We start from the raw sequence: 11665 nt of genomic DNA on the forward strand, positions 1-11665 counted from the left end.
ATTAATTTTTAATGATTTTTTTAATAAAAGTGTTCTTATCTGTTTTTATTTGAAGAATATACATTCCTTTAGAAAGTTGTGAGATATTAATTTCTTTATCTATATTTTTTAATTTTAAAACTTCTTTGCCTAATAAATTAAATATACTTATTGCTTGTATTTGTTTATTATCAACTTTAATATTTAAGATATCTAATGTTGGATTCGGATAAATAATAACTTCTACCAATTCACTTAAAGTTTGATTATTTGTTGATAATGCAGCTTCTTCTAGCATAAATAATTCATTACCAACTGTACCGTTATTTGCAGAAAAGTATAAAATATTATTGCTTACGAAAAAGCTTTGAGGTCTGCTACCACTGTTAAATTGTTCTGTAGATGGATTTATTTCTTGTAGAATTTTTGTACCATTCTCTGTGCCATCAGATACCCAAACCTCTTGAGAACTACTAGACTCTCCAGAACCGAAAACTAATTTATCTCCAAAACTTATAAGTTGTGTCATGTAGGCACTATCACTTCCAGAACCAATATTTTTTACTAAAACAGTTCCAGAATTTGTTCCATCAGATTTCCAAAGTTCTGTTCCATTTGTACCATCATTTGCAACAAAATACAGCACTCCTTTATGATCTGTTAAAAGTGAAGGAAAACTTCCTTTACTTCCTCCAGAACCTGGTCTAATATCTTTTACTTGGTAAGGTGAAACTCCACTTTGGGTTGCCCAAAGTTCTCCTCCATTGCTATAAGTAGATACAAAATATAGATACTCACCTGATACAGTCATATTGTTATATCCTTTATCTGTTACAGAAAAGGTATTAGTTCCATCAGTTCTAAACATTCTACTTCCTGATGAAGAATTTGCTCTAAAGTGTAAACCATCTTTAAATTCAATAAAATTATCTGGGCTTCCACTAGAAGAGGAATTGGCTTCATAAAACAAACTTGTACCAGCTTCAGTTCCATCAGAAGACCATAATTCATAATCATTACTACTGTCTGTAGCATTAAAATAAATTTTACTTTTAAAAACATATAACTCTCCACTTCTTATACTACTTGCAGCTCCAGTATTTATATCTTTTACTAAAACTGTACCTGTTTCTGTACCATCACTCTCCCACAATTCAGAACCATTTACAGCATCATAAGCATAGAAATATAATTTACCATTTAAGGTAATTAAATAGTTTGAAGATATTCCACTCCCAGCATTTGGATTAATATCTTTTACCAAAACAGTTCCTGCTTCAGTACCATCTGTTTTCCATAATTCTTTTCCTTTTTCTGCTGATGTTGCATAAAAATATACTAGCCCATTAAGTTCTATAAAGTTAGATGGGTTGCTATATAGTGCACCAACATTGATGTCTTTTAAAAGTGTTGCAGTTCCATTTTCTAAAACCCAAGGTTCTCTTCCATATTCTCCATTATCTGCAGAAAATAAAATTTTGGTTCCAAACTGAAAATGATTAGAAGGAGAAGATGAATTATTACCAAGTTTGTTGATGTCTTTTAGCATATACGTGCCAGTTTCTGTACCATCAGAAATCCAAAGTTCTTTGCCTAACCAATTACCATCAGAACCTGTAAAAACAGCTTTTCCATTTAAATCTACAATGTTTTCTATATTGTTATCATCACCTTGTGGATGAACATCTTTTACCAAAAATGTGCCAGCCTCTGTACCATCTGTTTTCCATAGTTCATAACCTTCTGTAACTGTATTTCCTTGAAAATACAAGTTATTACCAACTATTCCGTATTCACTATTATGAGCAAATTCTCTATAATTTGGGTTAAAATTTGTGGTACCTGCTTCTGTGCCATCAGAAACCCAAATAACTTGTTTTTGTGTTGTAGCATTATAAGCGATAACTAAAACACTATTATTTACAATAAAAAGTGTTTTTATAATTCCTAAATCTCCTTTTACAGCTAATGTTCCAGCATCTGTACCATCAGATTTCCATAAACCATTATCGTAGATAAAAAAAAGCTCGTTATTCAAATTTTTTAAACTACTGTTGTAAGCAAAAGTACTACCAGAACCAGGGTTAATATCTTTTACCATTATTGTACCTGAACTAGTACCATCTGTTGTCCATAATTCTGTACCAGAAGAACCATTATTAGCAGAAAAATATACTACTCCATTTAATACAGTAAATTGATTTGGGAATGAATCTGATGAACCAGATCTAATATTTTTCACCAAAACTGTTCCAGCTACTGTGCCATCAGTTTTGTATAATTCTTTTCCTATCGAAGATGAAGCTTCTGCAGAAAAATAAATTTCATTTCCGTTTTTAACAAATCTATCTGCACCAAATATGGTATATGTTGCTATTTTTTCAGTTCCTGCTGCTGTACCATCTGAAGCCCAGAGTGAATTTTCAGCAGAAAAAATGATTTTACCATTTATTTCATCATACATTTCATTGACCGATGAAAATTCTTTTACCTTTTCAGTTCCTGTTGCTGTACCATCAGTTTTGTATAAGTATTGTTTGCTGTCTTCTACTGCAAAAAAGTATAGAAAATCTGTAGTGGCTAAAGCTTTAAAGTTTTTTATACCTGTTTCTATACCTGCATATATATCTTTTACAAGAACAGTACCTGCTTCAGTACCATCTGTTTTCCAAAGCTCTGTGCCATTTATGCCATTATTTGCAGCAAAGTAAACTTCATTTTTAAAAACAATTTTTGCACTTGGGTTACTAGAGCCGTTTCCAAGATTAATATCTTTTACAAGAGTTGCTTGTGCATAATTATTTAAAGATGTAATTATAGATAGAATTAGTAATAATTTTTTCATAATTTCTATTTTTAGGATGAATTAAAAAGATTTGATTCTGAAGCTTTTACACTTCAAAACCAAATCAAGAGATTGATTTTAGATTTCGCCTTTTTCTTCAGCTGCATCTATTAATATGGCAATTTTCCCACCTTTACCTTTTGCAATTGCATGTACTATTTTTGTACCTGTTTCTTTATCTTCAAAAATTTTGAAATTTTTAATTGTATATCCTTTACCAGAATATTTTTTATCAAATGCATTTTCAGTGATGTATTTTTCTGATACTACTTTGTTTTGAAGTGAGGCAATTGAACTGTCAATCAATTCATTATTGGCTAAATTTTTTGTTGTATTAATGGCATTTTTTATGCCTTCTGTACTTTTTACATTTAAGTTAGCAACGTCGTTTACATTTTTAACTGTCTTCATTATATTACCAAAAGACAAACTAGATTTGAATTTATATACAAAAGCATATTTTTCATCATTACTAGGAGTTGCTAATTTTATGACATCTCCTTTTTTATACTCTTTTCCTTTTTTAGAAGTGTAAGGATCTTTAGAGTTTTTACCTTTAATTTGTGCTACAGCTAACATTGGAGCTACTAATAGCATTACTAGAACTACTTTTTTCATGGTTGTTATTTTTATAAAAAAACAGTATCCTTTCTTTTGTTAATTCATCCTAAAAACAAATGTGAAAGAGATACTGTTTGTAAAATATTTTCTATTTTTTTAGGATGTGATGAATTAACACTCCAAAAGTAGTTTTGAAAAGAGGCAATGTAAATAGAGTAATTTACGTAATCAACTACGGGTTTTACCGTAATTTTAAGAAGTAAGTCCGTTTTGAAAAGCAAAACGTATTAAAGAAGCTACATTATGAACATCAATTTTACGCATAATATTTGTTCTATGAGTATCAACAGTTCTTGGACTAATGAATAGTTTTTCTCCTATTTGAGTATTGGTAAACCCTTGAGAAAGGTATTTTATAATTTCTTTTTCTCTTGTAGTTAAATCATCTAATAAAGGTGATTTTTTCGAGAACTGACGTAAAGTATTTGGTTTATCATCAGAAAGTAAAGCTTTTGTAACATCTGCATTAAAATACTCTTTACCGCTATTTATTTTTTTTACAGCAAGTAGCAACTCATCTGAAGGTATGGTTTTTAGCATATAGCCTTTTACACCGATTTCTATTAATTTTTTAATAATTGACGATTCTTGATGCATAGATAACATTGCAACGTTTACGTCATTATAATTTCTTGTAATGTGTGTTGCACATTCTATACCATCCATAATTGGCATGTTAATATCAAGTAAAACAACATCTACTGAATGTTGTTCTAAATATTCTAAAACTGCTTTTCCGTTTTCGACAATTGCAACCACTTTAAAATCTATCTGATTTTGAAAAGTATTTTTTATACCTTCTGCTATTAAAGGATGGTCATCAGCAATAAGTATTTTAATAGGCATTTATAGTGGAATTTTAATAGTTACTAAAGTACCACTTTTAGGGCTTGGTTCAAAATTAACATTACCATTTACCATGTCTAATCTACTAGTTATGTTGAGTAAGCCAATTCCTTTTTTATCCTCTTTGGATGAAAAACCAACACCATTATCTTCTACGATTAAAATGGCAGTATTATTTGAATTAAATAATTGCACACTAACTTCACTTGCTTTGCTATGTTTTATTATATTATTGATAAGTTCTTGAGTAATTCTATATATGGTTACTTCAATTTTTTCTGGTAGGCGTTCATCAATATTATAATGCTCTAAACTGTATGTAATGTTAGATAACTTTAAACTACCTTCAAGTAAATCATTTAAAGCAGGTATAATACCCAACTCTTTTAATGCTCTTGGCATCATTTGATGCGAAATATTTCTTAAATCTTTGTTCGAGTTTTCTAAACTTTCTAAAACTTCTTTTGTATCTTCATTTTCAGTTAAATTTTGTTTAGAAAATAAATTTCTCGACTTTAAGATTACACTACCAATTTGTTGTACAACTCCATCATGTAATTCTCTAGCTATTTTATTACGTTCTTCTTCTTGGGCATCAATAATCGCTTTAAAACCTTTCTCTTTTTCAGCAACTATTGCTTCTTGGTTTTTTCGTTTTCTTCGTTGAGAAATTGCGAAAAATAGTACTATTGATATTGCTAATCCTCCAAATAAAATATAAGCCCAAATCTTTGTTTTTGCTAGAGAAAGCTCTGTTTCTGCTTTTTCTGTTCTGGTTTGTAATAGCTGATTTTCCTTTTTTTCTGTTTGATATTTTACTTCTAACTCTACCAATTCTTTACTATTTTTTTCATTAAAATAGGAGTCTGACAGACTATCTTTCTTAACTTTATATTGTATAGCTTTTTTCTTATTTCCTTGTACACCGTAAATGATTGATAAAAAATAGTAAATTTCAGCTACTTTTTGTTTATCTATATTTTTCTCAAAATAGGGTAGTGCACGTAATAAATATGCCTTCGATTTTTTTAATTGAGATAGTTCAAAATACTGCTCTCCTAATAAATAATTTAGACCTGCAATTTCTACTTCAGAGTTTAAAAATGATTTATATTTCAATGCTTCATTTGAAGTTTCTATAGCTTTATTTACCTCATTATTTTTAAAATAAATTCTAGCCAAACCATTTAAAGCAATGCTTAATGTTCTGAAGTTTTCATTTTTTTTGGTAAGCTCAATTGCACGTTTGTAATATTGTATAGATTTTTTAAATTTTTTTTGTAACCTATATATAGAAGCTATATTATTATATAGATTTCCAGTAAGTTTTTCATCTTTTATTTCTAAAGCATAATCTAATATTTCAAAATTATAGTTTAATGCTTTTTGATAATTTCTTAAGTCTTTGTTTAAAGAAGCAAGATTACTTTTAATGATGTTTGAGTAATTTAGAATTCCTTTTTGTTCAAAAATTTTAACAGCATTTAACCCATAAATCATTGCAGAATCTGGTTGATTAAATTTAATATAGAATGCCATTAAATTGGCATTAATTTTAGCCACACCTAAAGTGTCTTTCAAATCTTTACGAATTGAAGAAGCTTTCTTATAGTACTCTTCACTTAACTTGGTATCTCCTTTTATCAAATAAACACCAGCTAAATCACTATACTGTTGAGCTAACAGTGGTTTTAAATCTATTATTTTTAGTAAGTCTAGTCCTTTATTTCCGTACTTTAGAGAAGAATCGATTGAAAACTCTTTATAATACCAGGTTAAATCTCCATAAATTTTTGCTTTTAAAGAATCATCGTCAGTTTTAAGTAATTGACTTTTTAAATTTAATATCTTTTCTTTATTATTTTGAGAAAAGCTAGTAGAAATTACAAATAAAAATAAGAGTAAGAAGAATAATTTTTTCATAGTTAGGTAGTTTTAACAAATATGAAAAAAAATAGTTTTTTATAAAAATTTTAAGCTAATAAATTCATAATCAGTAATCAATAAAAAAATAGACTTTTATATAAAAGTCTATTTTTAAAGTAAATGTTAGTTTTTTAAATTAATATGCTCTTTCGTTATTGCCTTCATAAAAATTGATAAAAGCTTTATTTACCACACGCATTCCTCCAGGAGTAGGATAGTTTCCTGTAAAATACCAATCGCCTAAATTATCTGGGCAAGCTTTGTGCAAACCTTCTATAGATTGATAAATTACTTCAACATCAGCTTTTATATCTTCAGTTTTTAACATTTGCGCAATTTTAGTAGAAATTTGTTCTGCTGTAAACGGACTGTAAATGTCTTTAACGTAGTTTACAATTTCAGTATCATCTTTGGTTTGTTGTGCTTTACATTTTTTATAAACCTCATCTACAATATAATATTGATTTGTTTCTTTTAATAATTCTAAAGCAGCTTTAAAAGCGATAAAAGCTTCAATTCTAGCCATATCAATTCCATAACAATCTGGATATCTAATTTGTGGGGCAGAAGAAACTACTACTATTTTTTTAGGGTTTAATCTATCTAAAATCCTGATTATACTCTTTTTAAGTGTGGTTCCGCGTACAATACTATCATCTATAATTACCAGATTATCTGTAGGTTTTACAACACCATATGTAATATCGTAAACGTGTTCTACTAAATCGTCTCGTGAATTATCATCAGCTATAAAAGTTCTTAATTTTGCATCTTTTATGGCTATTTTTTCAAAACGTGGTCTTTCTGATAAAATTTCTGTAACTCTTTGTGCTGATAATTTTGTGCCTCCAGCAAGGATTTTTGCTGTTTTTTGTTGATTTAATAAATCTTCAGCAGCTTCTGTCATTCCATAAAAAGAGGTTTCAGCTGTGTTTGGAATAAAGGAAAAAACAGTATTTGAAACATCAGAATTTATAGATTTTAAAATTTTAGGAAATACATATTTCCCTAAATTTTTACGTTCTTCATAAATACTAGCATCACTTCCTCTAGAAAAATAAATACGCTCAAAAGAGCATGCTTTTTTTTCTTGAGGTTCATTTACTTTTTTTATTGAAACAGCTCCACTTTTTTTAATGATTAGAGCATGCCCTCTTTTTAATTCTTTAACTTTATCTATGGTAACATTAAATACAGTTTGAATTACAGGTCTTTCTGAAGCTACAACTACAACTTCGTCATCTTCGTAAAAAAATGTAGGTCTAATTCCATTAGGATCTCTTAACACAAAAGCATCTCCATGACCTACTAAACCAGCCATTGCATAGCCACCATCCCAATTTTTAGATGATCTTTTTAGTATTTTTTTTAAGCTTAAATTTTCTTCAATAAAGGGTGATGCATCTCTTTTATTGAATCCTTTTTTCTTGGCTTGTTGGTAGAGTTTTGCAACTTCATCTTCTAAAAAATGACCAATTTTTTCCATTACAGTTACAGTATCTGTAAACTCTTTTGGATGCTGACCTAGCTCAACTAATTCTTGTAGCATTTGGTTAGAATTAGTCATATTAAAATTACCAGCTACAATAAGATTTTTGTGTTTCCAGTTACTTTGTCGCAAAAAAGGATGCACACTTTCTATACTATTTTTCCCAAAAGTTCCATAACGTACATGCCCAAGAAATAAGTTTCCAATGTAGGGCATATTTTCTTCTTGCCATTTTACATCTTCTTTTTTTTCTGGTTTTACCTCAAAAACACCATTTATTCTTTCATTAATTTGAGCAAAAATATCTTGTATAGGTTGCGATTGGTTTGAACGAATTCTACTTACATAACGTGTGCCAGGTTCAACATTAAACTTTACACTTGCAAAACCAGCACCATCTTGTCCTCGATTGTGTTGTTTTTCCATCAACAAGTACATTTTATTTATTCCATAAAAAGCAGAACCGTATTTGTCTTTATAAAATTGTAGTGGTTTTTTTAAGCGAACAAGTGCAATTCCACATTCGTGTTTAATAGCATCACTCATTTGTATATAATCGTTTTTGTTTTTAAAATGTATAAAAAAATCCGCGTTTTTAGGCGCGGATTTTTAGTTATGATAATTCAATATCGAATTGTGTTAATTCTTTAAATGCTTGCAAGCGATTTTTCACTTCATCACTTGTAAGCTCTTGCATTCGTTCTGTTCCAAATTTCTCTACACAAAAGGATGCTAAATTAGAACCATAAATAATTGCATTTTTCATATTCTCAAAAGAGATATCTTCTGTTTTTGCCAAATAGCCACAGAAACCTCCAGCAAAAGTATCTCCTGCACCTGTTGGATCAAAAACCTCTGCTAAAGGTAAAGCTGGGGCAAAAAACATTTTACCATCATTAAATAACAATGCTCCATGTTCTCCTTTTTTAATTACAACATATTTGGGTCCCATAGTATGGATTTTTTTGGCAGCATTTACCAAAGAATATTCACCAGAAAGCTGACGAGCTTCTTCATCATTAATCGTAATTACATCTACTCTTTTTAAAACATCATGCAACTCGTTTAGAGAAATATCCATCCAGAAATTCATTGTGTCTAAAACTACCAACTTTGGTCTTTCTGTCATTTGATCTAAAACAGATGCTTGCACTAAAGGATGTAAGTTTCCTAACATTACAATACCTGCATTTTTAAAAGCTTCTGGCACAACTGGCTTAAAATTTTCTAATACATTCAACTCAGTAATTAAGGTATCTCTAGAGTTCATATCATTATGATATTTACCACTCCAGAAAAAAGTTTTTCCTTCTTTAATAATTTCAATACCATCTGTGTTGATGCCTTTGGTGTTCATCATATTTAAATAGTCTTGAGGAAAATCTCCACCAACAACAGAAACAACTCCTGTATCTATTCCAAATTGACTTGCTGCTAAACCCACAAAAGTTCCAGAACCACCAAGAATTTTATCGGTTTTTCCAAAAGGAGTTTCAATTGCATCAAAAGCTACTGTACCAACTGCTAATAATTTACTCATTTTACTATTCTAACCTTCCTAAAAGGAAGGAATTTGTTAGTTAATTAACTCTATTTACTTGCTTTTATCGTATTTTTGCCACTTGTTAAAATGGTGTTTTATACAAAGCCACAAAAATAAGTTTAAAAAATGACTATCAAAGAAATACAAGAAGAAATTATTGACGAGTTTTCTATGTTTGATGATTGGATGGAACGTTATGAATACATCATAGAATTGGGTAAATCTTTGCCAATGATAGATGAGCAATATAAACTAGAAGAAAATTTAATTAAAGGATGCCAATCTAAAGTGTGGTTGTTTTCAGAATTAAATGAAGATAAAATAAGTTATACAGCAGACAGTGATGCTATTTTAACAAAGGGAATAGTTGCTCTTTTATTGCGTGTATATTCAAATCAAAAACCAGCAGATATTTTAACTGCTGAAACTAATTTTATAGATAAAATTGGGTTAAAAGAACATTTATCTCCAACAAGAGCAAATGGATTAGTTTCTATGGTTAAACAGATAAAAATGTATGCAATTGCACAGCAAACTCGAATGACAAATTAAGACATTTAAAAATGACAGATAAAGAATTAGAAGAGATTGGAGATAAAATTATAAGAGTTTTAAAAACCATCTATGATCCAGAAATTCCTGTAGATATCTACGAATTGGGTTTAATTTATGATGTTTTTGTTTCTGATGAAAACAATGCAAAAATATTAATGACCTTAACTTCTCCAAACTGTCCAGTAGCAGAAACGTTACCTGTAGAAGTTGAAGACAAAGTAAAAACACTAAAGCAAATAAATGATTGTGAAGTAGAAATTACTTTTGACCCAACTTGGACACAAGATATGATGAGTGAAGAAGCAAAACTAGAATTAGGGATGCTTTAAAAAAGTTTTCAGTTGGCAGTTGCTGTTTTCAGTAAAAAATAACAACTGTCATTTCGAAATGAGCTTTTTTAAGCGATTGAGAAATCTCAACTTTGATACTAAATAAAAAAATGGCAGAAGAAATTATAAACAGAGTAGCAAACAGCAAACTAAAAACCTTTGATTTAGAAGAAATATATCCTGAAGGAAAACGTGTTTTATTTGATATTAAAGATTGGTTGTTTCAAGAATTGATTTTAAAAGAAACTGACTTTAGAAATCATGTAAAAAACCATGATTGGTCTCAATACAAAGATAATTTTGTGGCAGTAACTTGTTCTGTTGATGCTATTATACCTTCTTGGGCATTTATGTTAGTTGCATCAGAATTAACACCTTACGCAAATAAAGTTGTTATTGGTAATTTAGAATTATTAGAAACTGTAATTTACCAAGAGTTGATTTCATTTTTAGATTTTAAAGACTTTACCAACAAGCCAGTTATTTTAAAAGGTTGTGCAGATAAACCTATCCCAAACTCTGCTTTTGCTTTTTTAATAGAAAAATTACAGCCTATTGTTAAAAGTATCATGTTTGGTGAGGCCTGCTCAACTGTACCATTATACAAGTCAAAAAAATAATGTTATTAGATATATATTATAAATAGAGTTTTGTTATGAAAAGAATTTTTTACATCTTTTTCATTCTATTTGCAATTAGCTTACAATCACAGAAAAAGAAAGAACCACTTCCAAAATGGAAAATAAATGGAAGATTTGCTTTTATTTTTAATCAATCATCATTTTCTAATTGGGCTTCTGGTGGTGAAAACACTGTTGCTGGTAACATTAATATTAATTATGATTTTAATTATAAAAAAAACAATGTTAACTGGGATACAAGATTAATTACAAGTTACGGTTTAAGTTATATAGAAGATAAAGGATATAGAAAAACAGATGATAGACTTGAAATTAATTCTCTATTAGGTTATAAAACCACTAAATATTGGTTTTTATCATTTATTGTAAATTTCAGAACCCAATACACAAAAGGATATAATTACAAAGTAGAGCCAAGAGTTTTAGTATCCGAATTTTTATCACCTGCATATTTAACTTTTGGTCCTGGTATGCTTTGGAAAAAATCTGACAACTTAAATTTTAATATTGCACCTGCAAATGCTAGATATACTTTTGTAAATGATTTTTTTTCAGGTAAATTTGGTGTAGAAGAAGGTAGAAACACCGCTTTTGGTATTGGATTCAACTTTTCTGGGTACTACAAATTTAATTTGATGGAGAATATTGAAATGGAAAATATTTTAAATCTATATACTGATTATTTAGCTAATCTTGGTAATATTGATGTAGATTACCAAACCAATATTCGCTTTAAAGTAAACAAGTATATAAAAATGCACACCACGTTTCATACTATTATAGATGATAATTCCTCGTCAAGAATACAATTTAGACAACTTTTTGGATTGGGAGTAAATTATACCTTTCATGAAAAAGTGACTTATTAATCTTTTTTTGGTCTAAACAATA

The 11665-nt window shown here is 29.2% G+C and carries 10 protein-coding genes; 4 read left to right on the top strand and 6 right to left on the bottom strand.

Annotated features, from left to right (window positions below):
* Position 1: 1 nt before the first annotated feature.
* The 6 genes from BTO18_RS13990 to BTO18_RS14015 all read right to left on the bottom strand — a co-directional run bounded on the left by BTO18_RS13990 (position 2) and on the right by BTO18_RS14015 (position 9246).
* On the bottom strand, positions 2-2824 hold the full coding sequence (locus tag BTO18_RS13990; RefSeq protein ID WP_105016818.1) for an ELWxxDGT repeat protein: 2823 nt from the start codon (positions 2822-2824) through the stop codon (positions 2-4).
* Between the two features lie 78 nt (positions 2825-2902).
* The gene (locus tag BTO18_RS13995) at positions 2903-3442 is read right to left on the bottom strand and encodes a hypothetical protein (RefSeq protein WP_105016819.1); all 540 of its coding nucleotides are present in this window, start codon (positions 3440-3442) and stop codon (positions 2903-2905) included.
* Between the two features lie 195 nt (positions 3443-3637).
* Positions 3638-4291, bottom strand: coding sequence for a response regulator (locus BTO18_RS14000; RefSeq protein ID WP_105016820.1), 654 nt, complete (start codon positions 4289-4291; stop codon positions 3638-3640).
* A complete protein-coding gene (locus BTO18_RS14005) occupies positions 4292-6214 on the bottom strand; it encodes an ATP-binding protein (protein ID WP_105016821.1) in 1923 nt (640 codons plus the stop codon).
* A 139-nt stretch (positions 6215-6353) separates the two neighbouring features.
* Positions 6354-8252, bottom strand: coding sequence for an amidophosphoribosyltransferase (locus BTO18_RS14010; RefSeq protein ID WP_105016822.1), 1899 nt, complete (start codon positions 8250-8252; stop codon positions 6354-6356).
* Between the two features lie 67 nt (positions 8253-8319).
* Positions 8320-9246: a PfkB family carbohydrate kinase gene (locus tag BTO18_RS14015; protein ID WP_105016823.1), complete on the bottom strand. Its 927-nt coding sequence runs from the start codon at positions 9244-9246 to the stop codon at positions 8320-8322.
* A 129-nt stretch (positions 9247-9375) separates the two neighbouring features.
* Between BTO18_RS14015 and BTO18_RS14020 the strand changes: the two genes are divergently transcribed.
* From BTO18_RS14020 to BTO18_RS14035, 4 genes are all read left to right on the top strand, one after another.
* On the top strand, positions 9376-9801 hold the full coding sequence (locus BTO18_RS14020) for a SufE family protein (RefSeq protein WP_105016824.1): 426 nt from the start codon (positions 9376-9378) through the stop codon (positions 9799-9801).
* A gap of 11 nt (positions 9802-9812) precedes the next feature.
* Entirely contained in the window at positions 9813-10133 is a 321-nt protein-coding gene (locus BTO18_RS14025; RefSeq protein ID WP_105016825.1) for a DUF59 domain-containing protein, read from the top strand.
* Positions 10134-10243: 110 nt separating this feature from the next.
* The gene (locus tag BTO18_RS14030) at positions 10244-10753 is read left to right on the top strand and encodes a DUF2480 family protein (protein ID WP_105017593.1); all 510 of its coding nucleotides are present in this window, start codon (positions 10244-10246) and stop codon (positions 10751-10753) included.
* A gap of 35 nt (positions 10754-10788) precedes the next feature.
* The gene (locus BTO18_RS14035) at positions 10789-11643 is read left to right on the top strand and encodes a DUF3078 domain-containing protein (protein ID WP_105016826.1); all 855 of its coding nucleotides are present in this window, start codon (positions 10789-10791) and stop codon (positions 11641-11643) included.
* Positions 11644-11665: the final 22 nt, after the last annotated feature.

It is taken from the genome of Polaribacter porphyrae (assembly GCF_002954685.1).
GTDB classification, from domain to species: domain Bacteria; phylum Bacteroidota; class Bacteroidia; order Flavobacteriales; family Flavobacteriaceae; genus Polaribacter; species Polaribacter porphyrae.